Annotated in this window: 11 protein-coding genes, 1 rRNA gene and 1 pseudogene (1 of these 13 only partly in view); 10 read left to right on the top strand and 3 right to left on the bottom strand. The window is 39.5% G+C overall.

Translation table 11 applies throughout. The annotated features are described in order from the left end of the window. The first annotated feature begins 72 nt into the window (after nt 1-72). A complete protein-coding gene (locus RBL01_RS08385) occupies nt 73-1,269 on the top strand; it encodes a multidrug efflux MFS transporter (RefSeq protein ID WP_002290958.1) in 1,197 nt (398 codons plus the stop codon). Between the two features lie 61 nt (nt 1,270-1,330). Here the strand turns inward: RBL01_RS08385 and RBL01_RS08380 are convergent, their stop codons facing one another. Further along, the gene (locus RBL01_RS08380; RefSeq protein ID WP_002295359.1) at nt 1,331-1,516 is read right to left on the bottom strand and encodes a YjzD family protein; all 186 of its coding nucleotides are present in this window, start codon (nt 1,514-1,516) and stop codon (nt 1,331-1,333) included. 230 nt (nt 1,517-1,746) lie between these two features. Between RBL01_RS08380 and dnaE the strand changes: the two genes are divergently transcribed. From dnaE to pyk, 3 genes are all read left to right on the top strand, one after another. Beyond that, a complete protein-coding gene (dnaE, locus tag RBL01_RS08375) occupies nt 1,747-5,061 on the top strand; it encodes a DNA polymerase III subunit alpha (RefSeq protein WP_002328602.1) in 3,315 nt (1,104 codons plus the stop codon). A 167-nt stretch (nt 5,062-5,228) separates the two neighbouring features. Then, nucleotides 5,229-6,191: a 6-phosphofructokinase gene (gene pfkA, locus RBL01_RS08370; protein WP_002304759.1), complete on the top strand. Its 963-nt coding sequence runs from the start codon at nt 5,229-5,231 to the stop codon at nt 6,189-6,191. Nucleotides 6,192-6,264: 73 nt separating this feature from the next. Then, the gene (pyk, locus tag RBL01_RS08365) at nt 6,265-8,049 is read left to right on the top strand and encodes a pyruvate kinase (RefSeq protein ID WP_002295355.1); all 1,785 of its coding nucleotides are present in this window, start codon (nt 6,265-6,267) and stop codon (nt 8,047-8,049) included. A 34-nt stretch (nt 8,050-8,083) separates the two neighbouring features. Here pyk and RBL01_RS08360 read toward each other — a convergent pair whose 3' ends face one another. Next, a complete protein-coding gene (locus RBL01_RS08360; protein ID WP_002319209.1) occupies nt 8,084-8,986 on the bottom strand; it encodes a LysR substrate-binding domain-containing protein in 903 nt (300 codons plus the stop codon). Nucleotides 8,987-9,171: 185 nt separating this feature from the next. Between RBL01_RS08360 and RBL01_RS08355 the strand changes: the two genes are divergently transcribed. The 5 genes from RBL01_RS08355 to RBL01_RS08335 all read left to right on the top strand — a co-directional run bounded on the left by RBL01_RS08355 (nt 9,172) and on the right by RBL01_RS08335 (nt 13,950). After that, nucleotides 9,172-9,741, top strand: coding sequence for a YceD family protein (locus RBL01_RS08355; RefSeq protein ID WP_002295352.1), 570 nt, complete (start codon nt 9,172-9,174; stop codon nt 9,739-9,741). Nucleotides 9,742-9,798: 57 nt separating this feature from the next. Continuing rightward, on the top strand, nt 9,799-9,978 hold the full coding sequence (rpmF, locus tag RBL01_RS08350) for a 50S ribosomal protein L32 (protein WP_002290970.1): 180 nt from the start codon (nt 9,799-9,801) through the stop codon (nt 9,976-9,978). Nucleotides 9,979-10,147: 169 nt separating this feature from the next. Next, the gene (gene gndA, locus RBL01_RS08345) at nt 10,148-11,569 is read left to right on the top strand and encodes an NADP-dependent phosphogluconate dehydrogenase (RefSeq protein ID WP_058128772.1); all 1,422 of its coding nucleotides are present in this window, start codon (nt 10,148-10,150) and stop codon (nt 11,567-11,569) included. A gap of 192 nt (nt 11,570-11,761) precedes the next feature. Beyond that, a complete protein-coding gene (locus tag RBL01_RS08340; RefSeq protein WP_002290973.1) occupies nt 11,762-12,448 on the top strand; it encodes a response regulator transcription factor in 687 nt (228 codons plus the stop codon). Next, nucleotides 12,445-13,950, top strand: a complete 1,506-nt coding sequence (locus RBL01_RS08335; protein WP_002328187.1) for a HAMP domain-containing histidine kinase — start codon at nt 12,445-12,447, stop codon at nt 13,948-13,950. Before RBL01_RS08340 ends, RBL01_RS08335 begins: the two co-directional genes overlap by 4 nt. A 109-nt stretch (nt 13,951-14,059) precedes the next feature. Here RBL01_RS08335 and RBL01_RS08330 read toward each other — a convergent pair. Further along, nucleotides 14,060-15,350: pseudogene (locus RBL01_RS08330) on the bottom strand (ISL3 family transposase). A 790-nt stretch (nt 15,351-16,140) separates the two neighbouring features. On the opposite strand from RBL01_RS08330, the gene RBL01_RS08325 reads away from it, so the two are divergent. Beyond that, a 16S ribosomal RNA gene (locus tag RBL01_RS08325) occupies nt 16,141-17,540 on the top strand (it continues 159 nt past the right edge of the window).

Here is a 17,540-nt window from a genome sequence, read left to right as displayed (position 1 = left end):
TTTTTACTGGCGAGATCGTTGCTTGTTTATTCGAAAATAGGTATGATAAAAGAGACGAAAGAGGGATGATAGATGGAGATTAATTGGAGAAAAAATTTAGTGATTGCGTGGATTGGCTGTTTTTTCACTGGTGCAAGTATTAGTTTAGTTATGCCATTCATACCAGTTTATGTCGAGCAACTAGGAACACCAAAAGATCAAATCGAATTGTTTTCGGGACTAGCAATCTCTGTGACTGCTTTTGCATCTGCCGTGGTTGCACCAATCTGGGGAAATCTAGCTGATCGAAAAGGCCGAAAACTCATGATGATCCGTGCAGCAGCAGGGATGACATTAACAATGGGATCTTTGGCTTTTGTACCGAACGCGTATTGGCTTTTGATCATGCGGTTTTGGAATGGGATTTTGTCTGGATATATTCCAAATGCCACAGCGATGATTGCTTCACAGGCACCTAGAGAAAAGAGCGGATGGGCGTTAGGAACATTGTCTACCGGAGCGATTGCTGGAAATCTGATCGGACCTTCAATGGGCGGTGCACTGGCTCAGTGGTTTGGTATGGAAAATGTATTCTTGATCACAGGGGCTTTGTTGATGATCACAACGGTGCTGACCATCTTCTTAGTCAAAGAAGATTTCCATCCAATCGAGAAAAAAGATCTGATAAGCACCAAAGAAATTTTTTCAAAAATGGATCATCTCTCTATTTTGATCGGTCTCTTCATTACGACCTTGATTTTACAGATAGGAATCACTACGATCAGCCCTATTTTGACCTTATATATTCGTGAATTGAGCGGAAGTACAGAAAATATCCTTTTTGTCAGCGGCTTGATTGTTTCGATAGCTGGTGTTTCCGCTGTCTTTTCTTCACCGAAACTAGGAAAACTAGGGGATAAGATTGGGAATCAAAAAGTTCTAATTGGAGGACTCATTTTATCATTTTGCTGTTATTTACCTATGGCATTCGTCACTACACCGCTCCAATTAGGTATACTTCGCTTTATTTTAGGCTTTTCAACTGGCGCTTTGATGCCTTCTGTCAATACACTGATCAGTAAGATTACGCCTCAAGAAGGAGTCAGCCGAATCTATAGCTACAATCAGATGTTTAGCAACTTTGGACAAGTTTTAGGTCCCATGCTAGGATCGACAGTCGCGCATGCTTATAATTACAGTGCTGTTTTTATTGTGACAAGTTTGTTTGTTCTGTCAAATATTCTTCTTTCTTTATTCAACTTTCGTAAAGTTCTTCGCAGCAGATTATAATGGTGGTGAGGAGTAGAAAATAAAAAAGAGCTTGAGATATCTCAAGCTCTTGGCTGTTTTTTTACGAATGGGCAGAGGTTTCTTTTCTTGGCGCAACTGCACCAATCAAAAGGATAATGACACCCGCAATGAATGAAATGATTGTTGTCAAAGTAAAATCATATGTTCCGCTTGTTAATGCAGCACCAATATAACCGACTACTTGACCTAGAACGACAGCCCAGAATAATGTAACGATATATCGCATAAAGAACACCTCTTTTCTATCTTAATTTTACCAGATTTTCTTTGAATGTAAAGAAACGAGACCAAATCTCAATAAAATTTGAGTTCTTGCGAAAGAACTCATTCCTAAAGATTACAAGCAAGCAAATGAAGTGGAATAATCAACTTCAGCGCCTGCTATCTTAATGAAAGTAAAAGGATCAAACCTTTTAACGCTAGTGAATTTTAACGAAAAAAAAGGCGGAATGCAAGATGTTTTTCCCACAACTTTATACAATTACTTCTTATTCTCTTTTACAAAGTACAATACGTATTCGAGAATATGTACAAGAAGCAAAAAAACAAGGCTACACTTCATTAGCCATAACGGATAAAGATGTCTTATACGGTGCACCTGAATTCTATCGTATTTGTGTAGAAGAAGGAGTACAGCCAATCATTGGATTACATCTTAGTTATACTTATGAAGAAAAAAATTATGGCTTGCTTGCGTACGCAAAAGATGAAATAGGTTATCAGCAGCTGATGAAACTTTCCAGCCGAAAAATGATCCAAGAAAAATTGGAACTTGCAGAAATGACAGAAACCGACCATCTAGCGTTTGTTGTTCCGGCAAATCATTCTGTTTCTGAGGCTTTCAATAAAGAGGATAACTTTTTCGGTCATTGGCAGTTTTTACTTGAAAATGTTTTTACTAGAAATTTTTATATCGGCTTGACAGAAAACACGCCTGATCAATTGCCTGAATGGTATCAGTATGTGATAAAAGAAAATTATTCGCTTTGTGCATTACATCCCATCGCTAGTTTACAACAAGAAGAACTTTTTGCACTTGAAGTGATGAAACATATCAAAGATGGAAGCCAAATACCTTTAGAAAATTTATCTGCATCTTTACCACTAACAGCAAATGGCTATCTTCTTTCAGAACAAGAAATGATCAAACGATTCGAAAAAGCGGGTCTTTCCCAAGCTGTAATAGGCGCCCAGCGTTTAGCTGAATCGATTTCATTTGAATTCCAGTTCCATCAGAAATTACTTCCGCATTATCCAGTTCCTAATGGAAAACAAGCTGGAGAATATTTAAGAGAGTTATGCTATTCGCAAGTGGAACGCCGAATCACTGATTATACAAAGGAATACCAAGAACGTTTGGACTACGAGTTATCTGTCATCCATCAAATGGGATTCGATGATTATTTCTTGATCGTATGGGATGTAATGGCTTTTGCTCATAGAAACAAAATCGTTACCGGTGCAGGTCGTGGTTCTGCTGCGGGTTCATTAGTAGCCTATGTGTTAGAAATCACAGATGTGGATCCATTAGAATATGATTTGCTGTTCGAACGCTTTTTAAACCCCGAACGCTTTACGATGCCAGATATCGATTTGGATATTCCTGACAATCGACGTGAAGAAGTATTGAATTATGTTCGAGAAAAGTATGGACAATATCATATGGCACAAATCGCAACATTTGGCACAATGGCAGCAAAAATGGTTCTTAGAGATGCAGCTAGAGTGTTTGGTTTATCGCAAAGTGAAGCAAACCGCTGGTCAAAAGCAATACCCAATCAATTGAAAATCACATTGACCCAAGCTTATAAAACTTCGCATCAATTAGTAGAATTAGTTCAGGCAAGCGAAAAAAACCAACTTTTATTCAAAACTGCAGTGATTTTAGAAGGATTGCCAAGACATGTTTCGACTCACGCAGCAGGTGTAGTTATCAGCGATAAGAATCTACTTGAACTAGTTCCGCTCCAACGCGGTTCTGATGAAGCTTTTCTGACCCAGTATACGATGAATGAGGTAGAAGCAATCGGTCTTTTGAAAATGGACTTTTTAGGACTACGCAACTTATCGATTATTGATTTTACTTTGAAAGCTGTTAAGCGAGTAGAAGGGTATGAGATCCGATTAAAAGAGATCCCGCTAAATGATGCAAAAACGCTGCTCTTGTTTCAACGAGGCGAAACCTCAGGAGTATTTCAATTTGAATCTGCTGGTATCCGGAACGTTTTACGAAGATTAGGTCCAGAAAACATCGAAGATATTGCCGCAGTCAATGCATTGTATCGACCAGGCCCTATGCAAAATATAGATACCTTCATTGCCAGGAAGAAAGGAAAAGAAGCCATTCGCTACCCAGATGATTCACTGATCCCGATTTTGAAAAACACATATGGAGTGATCGTCTATCAGGAACAAATCATGCAGATCGCCTCGACTATGGCTGGATTTACATTAGGGCAGTCAGATATTCTGCGACGGGCAGTGAGTAAAAAGAAAAAAGACGTATTAGATGAAGAAAAGTCGCATTTTGTATCAGGAGCATTACAACAGGGATATTCGGAAAAAACAGCAGCGACCGTATATGAATATATCGAAAAATTTGCAAACTATGGATTCAATCGGTCACATGCATTTGCTTATTCATTCGTGGGATTCCAAATGGCGTATCTAAAAGCCCATCATCCAGGTGCTTTCTTTACCAGCCTGATGAATTCTGTTCGGCATAACACATCAAAATTGAAAGAATATATTGCAGAAGCACGTAAAAATAAACTCAAACTTTCCTCGCCGTCCATTAATCAAAGTAATTCCAGTTTTGAGTTGGTCAATAAGAAAGAAATCAGATTCGGACTGACAGCGATAAAAGGTATTCGGCGTGATTTTGTAGAAGATATATTAAACGAAAGAAAACAAAATGGCCCGTTCCAGTCAGTGGATCAATTCCTCATACGGATCGATAAGCGTTGGCTGAAATTAGAGTTACTGCAATCACTGACAGCAGTAGGCGTTTTTGATGAATTATCTCCTAACAGGAAACAATTGATGATTGATCTCGAAGGAAAAATCCAAAATATCGTTTACAGTGGTGGAAGTCTTGACTTGCTGGGAATCATGGCATTAAAAGAAGAAGAAGTCGCTGACTATACACTAGAAGAACGCTTGAAGCTGGAAGAGGAGTACTTAGGTATTTATTTGTCAGGTCATCCTGCAGAAGGGTTTGATCGTCTTCGTTTAGCTAAACAAGTTCAGCTGATTACAGATATCGTCCCTAATCAACCAGTCAATTTATTAGTGATGATCAAGGAAGTTAGAGAAATTCGGACAAAAAAAGGAGAACTGATGGCCTTTGTTGAAGGAACCGACAGTAGTGGAGAAATTTCTGTCACAGTTTTTCCAACTCTTTATCGTAAATATCGTAATTTGTTTGCCGTTGATCGAGTGATCTTTGTTCAAGGGCGGAGCGAAATCAGCAAATATAATCAGGAACTGCAACTAATTGGAGAAAGCTTTGCTGATCCTAACCAGTTAGAAGCCCAGTATCCTTCGCAAACTTGCTATTTGCGTATTACAGAAGAACGAGAAGATCCCGAGATAATGAAACAATTACAAGTGATTTTTCAGAAACACCCAGGATATATACCAGTAGTTATGTATCACGAAAAAACGCAACGAAAAGTAGTTCTGTCAGATGCTTATTGGGTGGATGACAGCAAGAGTATAAAGGGGCAACTTATTTATCTGCTTGGCGAAGATAATGTGGTTTTCAAATAACTTACGGTAAAAAATACTACTTGCTTTCATTTTTTTTCATTTTTTTATCCGTAAATCAAGACAAGTGAGAAAAATAATGTTAGAATGTTAGTCGTGGTTAACGCAAAAATGGTTGTAAACCTAAGTAATACTTAGGATAAAGTATTTTAATGAGGTGAATGTTTATTATGAAACGCATCGGAATTTTGACCAGTGGCGGAGACGCACCTGGAATGAATGCAGCTGTTCGTGCCGTTGTTCGTAAAGGTATTTACGAAGGACTGGAAGTATACGGGATCAATTATGGTTTTGCCGGTTTAGTTGCTGGAGATATTCGTCGTCTTGATGTGGCAGATGTAGGTGACAAGATCCAACGTGGTGGTACATTCTTGTATTCTGCACGTTATCCAGAATTTGCAACTGAAGAAGGTCAATTAAAAGGAATCGAACAATTGAAAAAATTCGGAATCGAAGGTCTAGTGGTTATCGGAGGAGACGGCTCTTATCATGGCGCAATGGCTTTGACAAAACGCGGTTTCCCAGCAGTAGGTATTCCTGGAACAATCGATAATGATATTCCTGGGACTGATTTCACAATCGGTTTTGATACAGCAATCAATACAGTACTAGAATCAATTGACCGTATTCGTGACACAGCGACTTCTCATGTTCGTACATTCGTTATCGAAGTAATGGGACGCAATGCAGGAGACATCGCTTTATGGTCAGGTGTGGCTGGCGGAGCGGATGAAATCATCATCCCAGAACATGATTTTGATATGGCTTCAGTTGCTAAAAAAATCCAAGAAGGCCGCGATCGCGGGAAGAAACATTGCTTGATCATCTTGGCTGAAGGTGTAATGGGCGGAAATGAATTCGCTGAGAAACTTTCAGAATTTGGCGACTATCATACACGTGTATCTATCTTGGGACACGTTGTCCGTGGTGGAGCACCAAGCGCACGCGACCGCGTGTTGGCAAGTAAATTCGGTGCTTACGCTGTCGAATTGCTTCAAGAAGGAAAAGGTGGATTATGTGTCGGTATCCATGACAACGAAATCGTTGCGTCTGACATCATTGATACACTTGAAAACAACAAACATAAACCAGACTTATCACTATATGATCTAAATAATTCACTTTCATTTTAAGAGTGAAAGAAACCAAGCTATTTAAGCTGTGTACAGCTTTAAATAAACAAAATTGAATGGGAGAGTTTTTTAAATGAAAAAAACCAAAATCGTTAGTACATTAGGACCAGCAAGTAACTCAGTAGAAATTATTTCTCAATTGATTGAATCTGGGGCAAATGTCTTCCGCTTTAACTTTTCTCATGGTGACCATGAAGAACAATTATCACGTATGACTATGGTCCGTGAAGCAGTTAAAAAGACAGGAAAAGATGTCGGTATTCTTTTAGATACAAAAGGAGCTGAAATCCGTACAACTGTTCAAGGCACAACAGAAGCTGATTTTGGTCGTGCAGGATACATCAAATTTGAAGTAGGAGATCAAACACGCATCTCTATGGATCCTGAACATGTAGGTTCAAAAGAAAAAATCGCGGTTACTTACCCAGGATTATTTGACGATGTTCACGTTGGTGGACACATTTTATTTGATGATGGTTTGATCGATATGCAAATCATTGAAAAAGACGAAGCAAACCGTGAATTAGTCGTAGAAGTTAAAAATGCAGGTATGCTAGGATCACGTAAAGGGGTAAATGCACCAGGCGTTTCTATTAGTTTGCCAGGTATTACTCCAAAAGATGCTGACGATATTCGTTTTGGTTTAGACAACGATATCGACTTTATCGCTGCAAGTTTTGTACGTAAAGCACAAGACGTTCTAGATATCCGCGAAATCTTAGAAGAAAAAGACATGACTCATGTTCAAATCTTCCCTAAAATCGAATCTCAAGAAGGTATCGACAACATTGACGAAATCATCAAAGTTTCTGACGGTGTTATGATTGCCCGCGGAGATATGGGTGTTGAAATCCCAGCTGAACTAGTACCAATGGTTCAAAAACGCATCATCAAAAAATGTAATGCTGCTGGTATCCCAGTTATCACTGCTACACAAATGTTAGAATCAATGCAAGAAAACCCACGTCCAACACGTGCGGAAGCTTCTGACGTTGCTAACGCTGTATTTGATGGCACAGATGCAACAATGCTATCTGGTGAATCTGCAAACGGGGACTACCCAGTTGAAGCTGTTTCAACAATGGCACGTATCGACCAAGAAGCTGAAAATGCATTATCAGAATTAGGTACATTCCAATTGAACGAATTCGATAAAACAGATGTAACTGAAACAATCGGTTTATCTGTAGCTCGTGCTGCAAAAAATCTAGGCGTGAAAACAATCGTTGCTGCAACTGAATCAGGATACACTGCAAAAATGATTTCAAAATATCGTCCAGATGCAGATATCTTGGCTGTTACTTTTGACGAACGCACAAAACGTGGTTTGATGTTAAACTGGGGCGTTTACCCAACAGTTGCTGAAAAACCATCAACAACTGATGAAATGTTTGAACTAGCAGCTAAAAAAGCTGTTGAATTAGGTTTCGCATCAGAAGGCGATTTAATCTTGATCACTGCTGGTGTACCAGTTGGTGAACGCGGAACAACTAACGTGATGAAAATTCAAATGATTGGTTCTAAATTATTAGAAGCTCAAGGCGTTGGACAAAAATCTGTCGTTGCAAATGCAGTTATTGCTTCATCTGCTGAAGAAGCTGTAAAAAAAGCAAAAGACGGAATGGTTCTAGTTGTACCATCAACTGACAAAGAATATATGCCTGCAATCGAAAAAGCAGCTGCTGTTATCGTTGAAGAAGGCGGATTGACTTCTCACGCTGCAGTTGTAGGAATTGCACAAGATATTCCTGTAATCGTTGGTGCTAAAGGCGCAACAACAACAATTACAGAAGGTGAATTGATTACCGTTGATTCACGTCGCGGCATCGTTTACCGTGGCGAAACAACAGCTATCTAATTTAGCTTAATAAAAAATAAAAACAGCTCTTCTTTTACGAAGAGCTGTTTTTTTGTGCTGTAACGAATTCATGGATAACTTGGACTACTTGTTCTTGAAGAGGCGTGACGATCTGCTGTGTTCGTTTTGCCAATGAAATCAAGAAGCGAGGCTGAACTTCATCTGAAAGAGGGAGGCAAACTAAATGATCTTCAGGATGGACAGCAATCTCTGCCAAAAAACCGATACCCACATTTTCTCGGACCATACTCTTTAAAATCGTCAAGTCATTGCTTTGATAAACAACTTTTGGATGAGTATGTGTTTGTTTAGAAAGCTTAGTGAATGCTGCGGGGTGGACATAATGTTCGTTCAATAGTACAAACTGTTCATCTGCTATATCTTTGAAAGAGACAGTATCCTGCTTGGAAAGAGGATGTGTAGGTGGCACGACGATCATGAAACGTTTGTCCAAAAGTAACTCTGTTTCTAAATATTGATCCACGATTGGCTGTGTTGAGCCTAATACAGCTAAATCGATCCTCCCTTGTCGGATCATCCCGTATAAGTCCCGAGAGCCTCCATCGGTAATCTCAATTTGATTCATCAATTCATGCTTGATAAAGTAACTTGACAGTTTAGGAAAGTATTCATTGCCGATAATAGGAGGCATCCCAAAACGAAGCTTTTTCTTTTGCAACTGAGTGATTTCAGCTCTTGCAGTAGAAATCTCTTGGAGAATGGTTTGTGCATGGAGAAACAGCTGCTTTCCAGAAGGCGTGACGATTAAATCGTGATGCGATCGATCTCTTGTAATAAGTACGGTATCAAACTCTTTTTCAAGACGTTGTAATGCATATGTAATAGTAGGTTGGCTCACACGGAAATAATTAGCCACTTTCGTAAAGTTTTTTTGTTTGACGATTTGGACATAGTATTCGATATCTTTCGTGTTCATGAAGATCATCCGCTCCTTTAATGGAATAATGATTATTGTAAATGATTCTGAGGGTGATAGCAAACAGAGGCTTTCTAATAAAGATTTTTCTGTTTTTTTATGAACTGCAAGGTGTCAAGAAAATTTCATTGACAACATGCTTTTTGCCCTGTATAATTGCTTTTGTTGCTTAGGAGTGATGAAAAATGAAATGGTCTTTATTGGAATTGAGAAAATACCAGGAGACACCGTTAACTTTTCATGAGACGCTCGACTTGAAAGCCGCTCTCATGAAGCGAGACAATTTAATACTTGATGTTGCGCCAGTGGAAGTCGAAGGTTTGGTCTCAGTTGATAAGAAAGGCTATATCGTTCATTACACTGTGCAGACGACTTTGACAGTTCCTTCAACACGTTCACTAGAACCTGTTGAACTGCCCATGGATTTTTCTGTAGACGAAGTATTCATGACAGAAGAACAATTCCAAAGTAGAGATGAACAAATGTCTGCGGATGAGATTTTGCTAATTGAAGGTCCATTATTGAATTTAGCAGAGTCGATTGAAGACAACATCTTATTGGCGATTCCAATGCGGGTATTGACAAAAGAAGAGGAAGCAGCAACAGAACTTCCAAAAGGCAATGATTGGGAAGTTGTTTCCGAAGAAGAATACCAGCGCAGAAAAATGGAAGAAGCCGAGAATAAAATTGATCCTCGTCTTGCAAAACTATCTGAACTTTTTGATTCTAAATCAAAAGACGACGATAACAAGTAAGATTGGAATATATTGTGTCTAATTTAGATACAAGACTTTACAAGGAGGTGTAGCAAAATGGCAGTACCAGCTAGAAGAACATCAAAAGCTAAAAAAGCAAAACGTCGTACACACTACAAATTGACAATCAAAGGGTTAAACGAATGTCCAAACTGTGGTGAAATGAAAAAAAGCCATCACGTATGTGCAAATTGTGGTTACTATGATGGTAAGGACGTAATGTCAAAAGAAGCTTAATACATTTTAATTAGAAAATGTAAAACCTCAAGGCTAACCATGGAGCCTTGAGGTTTATTTTTTTGTAGTCGGTAAATAAAAAATATGTTGTTCTTTAGTTTGCAATGTAGCCGTGTTAAGCTATAATGTAAGAGATTAGGGAGAAATCCCGTATGTAGGAGGAGTTCATATGTCAAAACAACAAATCGGCGTTGTCGGTATGGCCGTTATGGGTAAAAATCTAGCCTTGAACATAGAAAGCCGCGGCTATTCAGTGGCTTTATTCAATCGTACAGGGGCTAAAACAACCGCTGTAGTAGAAGAACACCCAGATAAAAATTTCAAAGCAACATATACAATCGAAGAATTTGTAGAATCTATCGAGAAACCACGTCGGATCTTGCTAATGGTCAAAGCAGGACCGGCAACAGATGCAACAATCCAAGAGTTACTTCCTCACCTTGATAAAGGCGATATTTTGATTGACGGAGGAAATACATTCTTTAAAGATACGATGCGTCGTAATGAAGAGTTAGCCAACTCTGGCATCAACTTTATCGGTACAGGCGTTTCCGGTGGTGAAGAAGGAGCTTTAAAAGGACCTTCAATCATGCCTGGTGGACAAAAAGAAGCCTATGCGCTAGTTGCACCAATCTTAGAGCAAATTTCTGCAAAAGCAGAAGACGGAGCACCATGTGTCACATATATTGGCCCAAATGGAGCCGGACATTATGTGAAAATGGTACACAACGGTATTGAGTATGGAGATATGCAACTGATTGCTGAATCTTATGACTTAATGAAGAATATTTTAAACCTTTCAGTAGAAGAAATGGCTGATATCTTTAAAGAATGGAATCAAGGCGAATTAGACAGCTATTTGATAGAAATCACTGCTGACATTCTGACACGTAAAGACGATGAAGGAACAGGTAAACCAGTAGTAGATGTGATCCTTGATGCAGCTGGGAATAAAGGAACAGGTAAATGGACAAGCCAAAGCGCGCTTGACTTAGGTGTGCCACTTCCATTGATCACTGAATCTGTATTTGCCCGCTATATTTCTGCTTATAAAGAAGAACGCGTACAAGCAAGCAAGATTTTATCTCGTACGAACGATTTTGAGTTCACGGGAGACAAAAAAGAATTGGTCGAAAAAATCCGAGAAGCGTTGTATTTCAGTAAAATCATGAGTTATGCCCAAGGATTTGCTCAATTACGTGTCGCTTCAAAAGAATTTGATTGGGACTTGCCATTTGGTGAAATCGCAAAAATCTGGCGCGCTGGATGTATCATCCGAGCTCGATTCTTGCAAAAAATTACGGATACCTATGACAAAAATCCTGAGATCGAAAATTTATTGCTAGATGATTACTTCGTTGAAATCACGAAAAAATATCAGCAATCAGTCAGAGACGTCGTTGCCTTGGCTGTCCAAGCTGGCGTACCTGTACCGACTTTCTCATCAGCCATCGCTTACTTCGATTCATACAGAGCAGAACGTCTGCCTGCAAATATAATCCAAGCCCAACGCGATTACTTTGGCGCACATACCTATGAACGTGTCGACAAAGAAGGAATCTTCCATTACTCATGGTACCATGAAGAATAATAGTCTTTCGGCTGTTAGGAAATGAGAAAATAAAAAGAGGACGAAAGAGCTGAAGTCGATTGTTATGAGTAGACTTCAGCTCTTTTTTAAAATTGCTATCCATGATAAAATGACTATAGATTTTTAAGCATATTATCGGTATAATGATAGAGTTTTTAAAAAGCCAGTAGAATAGAAAGGATAAAATAATAAATGAGCAATATTCTAATCATTGAAGATGAAAAGAACTTGGCACGATTTGTCGAGCTAGAGTTGAAGCATGAAGGGTATAACGCAGAAGTCCACTACAACGGCCGAACTGGTTTAGATGCGGCATTAAATAATGAGTGGGATGCCATATTGTTGGATCTGATGCTCCCAGAATTGAACGGTTTAGAAGTCTGCAGACGTGTACGCCAAGTCAAAAATACACCAATCATTATGATGACTGCAAGAGATTCTGTGATCGATCGTGTATCTGGACTTGACCACGGAGCAGATGACTACATCGTCAAACCATTTGCTATCGAAGAATTATTAGCACGTCTTCGTGCATTGTTGCGTCGAATCGATATTGAAGGCGATAAAAATGTGGCTAAACAAACTACTATTACTTATCGCGATTTGACTATCGAAAAAGAAAACCGTGTCGTACGTCGCGGAAATGAAGTAATTGAACTAACAAAAAGAGAATACGAGTTGCTGCTTACTTTAATGGAAAACGTGAACGTGGTATTAGCACGTGACGTTTTACTAAATAAAGTGTGGGGATACGAAACAGAAGTTGAAACAAACGTAGTGGACGTATATATTCGTTATCTTCGCAACAAAATTGACGTTCCCGGGGAGGAAAGCTATATCCAAACTGTACGCGGAACAGGTTATGTGATGCGCTCGTGATAAAGCCGAAAAAATCGGAAAAAAGAGAACTGAAAGGGCCCTCCTTGACAATCAAGTGGGCCTTTGCGAGTTCTTTCTTCATATTCGTTGTGTTTACAATTTTCGCTGTCATTACCTATAAATCATCTATCAATCTGATTGTGGCAAAAGAAAGAAACAATGTAGAGCGTACGATTTCAGAAGTAGCTTCTCGTTTGGCTAACTCGGATGAAGAACTGACATTAGTAAATACGTATCGTAATCTGACGAAAGCGACAAATGACGGAGATGAGGTCGTAGATCATACTTCACTGGTCGAAGGAAACTTAATGAAGATCGATTCCTTTATAGCTGAGCTAGGGCAGCCATCAATGGGTCTTTATGTTTATGATTTGGACGAGAACTTGATTTTTAAAACCCATGAAAACAGTCGAAACCTGATTCAGACTACTCGTAAAGTGCCAACGATCGTTACACTAGAAGGAAAAACTGGCTTTTTATCTATCCAGCCTATATATTCTAAAGGTACAAGAGAAAAGATTGGCTATGCGCAAAGCTTCTATGAATTATCTTCTTTCTATGATATCCGAAATAAGCTATTATTGACTCTTATTGTTTTAGAAGTTGTTTCTTTGATCTTAAGTAGTATTTTAGGTTTCTTTTTATCTTCTTATTTCTTAAAACCACTCAAGGTACTCAGAGATACAATGGATACTATAGGTAAAGATCCGCAATCAGATATCCACATGCCTGAAATCGACACAAATGATGAATTGGCAGATTTAGCTGAAATATTCAATGAGATGCTTGACCGTATGCGTTTGTATATTGAACAACAAGAGCAATTCGTGGAAGACGTATCTCATGAGTTAAGGACACCTGTTGCAATTATTGAAGGGCATCTTAGTCTGCTAAATCGTTGGGGGAAAGATGATCCTGAGATATTAGAAGAATCATTAAGCGCCAGCATGCAAGAAATCAGCCGTATGAAAAGCTTAGTTCAAGAGATGCTAGACTTATCAAGAGCAGAACAAGTAGATGTTCATTATGCGAATGAAACAACTAAAGGAAAAGAAGTCACCTATCAAGTTTATAATAATTTCAAGATATTATATCCAGACTATGTGATCACTTTAGATGATGATTTGACAAAAGAAGTGACCCTGCAAATTTATCGTAATCACTTTGAACAATTAATCATTATCATATTGGATAACGCAGTAAAGTATTCAACTACACGAAAAGAAGTCCATATCTCTATTTCTTCCACTCTGAATGAATTTGAGATCGCGATTCAGGACTTTGGCGAAGGAATACCCAAAGAAGACCTTAATAAGATCTTCAATCGTTTTTATCGAGTGGATAAAGCAAGAGCTAGAACGAAGGGTGGAAATGGTCTGGGGTTGTCTATCGCTAAACAACTGGTTGAAAACTATAAAGGACGTATCTTAGCAGAAAGTGTAGTAGGGCAAGGGACAATTTTTAGAATCTTTATTCCTATCGCAAAGGCAGAAGACAAGTAAAGCATGTGCTTTACTTGTCTTTTTATATAGGCTCTTTGTCAAATGATGTTGGTAAAGAGAAATCTTAGAATAATTGGAGATCAAGTGGATCAGTTCCTCTTGATCTTTTTTAGTTGAAAATCAATGCGTTGCCATGACGAATCATGATGCGCAATTTGAAATTATAAAAGCTACGAAAGCCATATGCATTTCGTTTTAACACTTTGATATGGTTGTTCAGACATTCAAGTGGGCCATTTGAATAACTTTGTTGTAAAGCATTTTTGATTTGTGGCAGAAATTTCTGGAACGTTCTCAAGGTCGTCTGATAGCCTTCGGGAAGCATGATATTATTGGTAAGTAGTTCTTCAAACGATACGTAGTCTCGTTCCTTTACAGCGTAAAGAAAGTCTTGATATAACTGATAGCCTACACGCAAAGCAGGGCTCCCTTTCAGTAAGCGATCCACAATATCGGTCTCTGTTAAATGAGCTTTGAAGCCAGGTCGCCAAAGGCGTCGAGTATAATCAAGCTTGCGTTCATCTTTTTGAAGAAGTTTCCAGTATCTTTTTAATTGCTTACCTAATTGATAGTGTTTTTGTTCTTTGCTTTTTAATAGTTGGTTCGTTTCTTTGATTCGATGATTGCGAAAGGTACGACCAATATGTTGGACGATGTGAAACCGGTCAATAATCAGCTGTGCTTTTGGAAACAGCTTTTTAACGAGCGATACATAAGGAGCGTACATATCAATCACGATCCATTCGACCGCTTCACGAATTTCTCGTGAAAAATGACTAAAATAACGTTTTAAAAAGGCAGTTGTCGGTTCTCGACAATGTCCAATAAGCGCTGTGTTTGTCCATCCATCATGATGAAACTCATAGCACCTGAAACACCCCGAACTGATTTGAATTCATCAAAACAAAGTACCTTAGGTAACGGTGTCCGAAAAGGATTCAACGGACGATAAAATCGCTTCATAATACGGTAAACAGAAGAGACCGATAGATTTTTCTGAGCGGCGATCTCTGTCATTGAGGTATTTTTTTCAGACGAGTCACGACAGACCAGCGGACTTTCTCACTGATGAAACAATGTTTTTTCGCAACAGAAGTATCTGCGACAAAGGTCCGCTGACAAGCTTTGCATTTGAAGCGTTGCTTTTTCAATTCGAGGTAGGTACGGTATTCAGAAACATCGTTCATTAACAACCGGACGGTTGTTGTACCCCAACGCACAATATCTGAAGCAATCTGGTGTTTACAGTGGATGCATTCTTGGGCTGTATAAATCAAGTTTCCACGATAAATATGACAGATTTGCCCTTTGTATTTTTCTTTTGTGAGACAATTTTCGTTAAAAGTAACTGATAAGTCTAGAATATCTAATGTTTCTTTGATAAGGTGAGTGTAAGACATCTTGATTCCTCCTTTTGGGTTGGTTCGCCAAATTAATTCTAAAGGATTTCAAGGTGTCTTTTCTATATGTTTTGGAAAATAAAAAAGATGCTGGTGTCATCCACCAACATCAAAAAGTATAGAGCCTTTATATATCCAACAAAGAATAAGGTACAAAATACAAGCAAGTGAGAAATTCAGGGATGTCATTATAAAAAAACTAGCGAACAATTAAATAGAATAACATCCGTTAATTAAATGTAAGTAGCTTTTAGATGAACGAAAAAACAATAAAATACTGTAATATTCGTGTTTAAAAATAATAAATAAAAATAGGGAATTTTCTATTGCAATTTTATAAAGAGATTGCTATATTATTATTTGTTCTAAATGATTCCTTTAAGGTGTCGCTAAAAATTATAAAAAATAGTGTTGACGCACTTTTGATGTCATGTTATAATAACGAAGTCGTTTAAATGAGATAGCTAATAAAGCTTGATTTTATCGAAAAAAACTTCAAAAAAGTTATTGACAAATAACAATAAAGATGATACGATAATCAAGTCGCTGCTAATGAGTGATAAAGACGTTTAGAAAAAATAAACAAAGAAGTTGTTGACATTCTCTTTTGAATCTGATAAGATTAAAGAGTTGTTGAAACAAAAAGATTAGACCTTTGAAAACTGAACAAAGTAAGATAAACCAAATGTGTAGGGCGTCTTGATTCAATTCGAGACAACAAACATTTTTAACAAGCAAGCAATATGCTAGCAAACAAATTGAGCTTAACAATCGCAAGATTGTTCGAACTTTTTATGAGAGTTTGATCCTGGCTCAGGACGAACGCTGGCGGCGTGCCTAATACATGCAAGTCGAACGCTTCTTTTTCCACCGGAGCTTGCTCCACCGGAAAAAGAGGAGTGGCGAACGGGTGAGTAACACGTGGGTAACCTGCCCATCAGAAGGGGATAACACTTGGAAACAGGTGCTAATACCGTATAACAATCGAAACCGCATGGTTTTGATTTGAAAGGCGCTTTCGGGTGTCGCTGATGGATGGACCCGCGGTGCATTAGCTAGTTGGTGAGGTAACGGCTCACCAAGGCCACGATGCATAGCCGACCTGAGAGGGTGATCGGCCACATTGGGACTGAGACACGGCCCAAACTCCTACGGGAGGCAGCAGTAGGGAATCTTCGGCAATGGACGAAAGTCTGACCGAGCAACGCCGCGTGAGTGAAGAAGGTTTTCGGATCGTAAAACTCTGTTGTTAGAGAAGAACAAGGATGAGAGTAACTGTTCATCCCTTGACGGTATCTAACCAGAAAGCCACGGCTAACTACGTGCCAGCAGCCGCGGTAATACGTAGGTGGCAAGCGTTGTCCGGATTTATTGGGCGTAAAGCGAGCGCAGGCGGTTTCTTAAGTCTGATGTGAAAGCCCCGGCTCAACCGGGGAGGGTCATTGGAAACTGGGAGACTTGAGTGCAGAAGAGGAGAGTGGAATTCCATGTGTAGCGGTGAAATGCGTAGATATATGGAGGAACACCAGTGGCGAAGGCGGCTCTCTGGTCTGTAACTGACGCTGAGGCTCGAAAGCGTGGGGAGCAAACAGGATTAGATACCCTGGTAGTCCACGCCGTAAACGATGAGTGCTAAGTGTTGGAGGGTTTCCGCCCTTCAGTGCTGCAGCTAACGCATTAAGCACTCCGCCTGGGGAGTACGACCGCAAGGTTGAAACTCAAAGGAATTGACGGGGGCCCGCACAAGCGGTGGAGCATGTGGTTTAATTCGAAGCAACGCGAAGAACCTTACCAGGTCTTGACATCCTTTGACCACTCTAGAGATAGAGCTTCCCCTTCGGGGGCAAAGTGACAGGTGGTGCATGGTTGTCGTCAGCTCGTGTCGTGAGATGTTGGGTTAAGTCCCGCAACGAGCGCAACCCTTATTGTTAGTTGCCATCATTCAGTTGGGCACTCTAGCAAGACTGCCGGTGACAAACCGGAGGAAGGTGGGGATGACGTCAAATCATCATGCCCCTTATGACCTGGGCTACACACGTGCTACAATGGGAAGTACAACGAGTTGCGAAGTCGCGAGGCTAAGCTAATCTCTTAAAGCTTCTCTCAGTTCGGATTGCAGGCTGCAACTCGCCTGCATGAAGCCGGAATCGCTAGTAATCGCGGATCAGCACGCCGCGGTGAATACGTTCC

The organism is Enterococcus sp. SB12 (assembly GCF_030910025.2).
GTDB classification, from domain to species: domain Bacteria; phylum Bacillota; class Bacilli; order Lactobacillales; family Enterococcaceae; genus Enterococcus_B; species Enterococcus_B faecium.
Note: the sequence above shows the minus strand (reverse complement) of the source record. Positions and strands in the feature narration are given on the sequence as shown.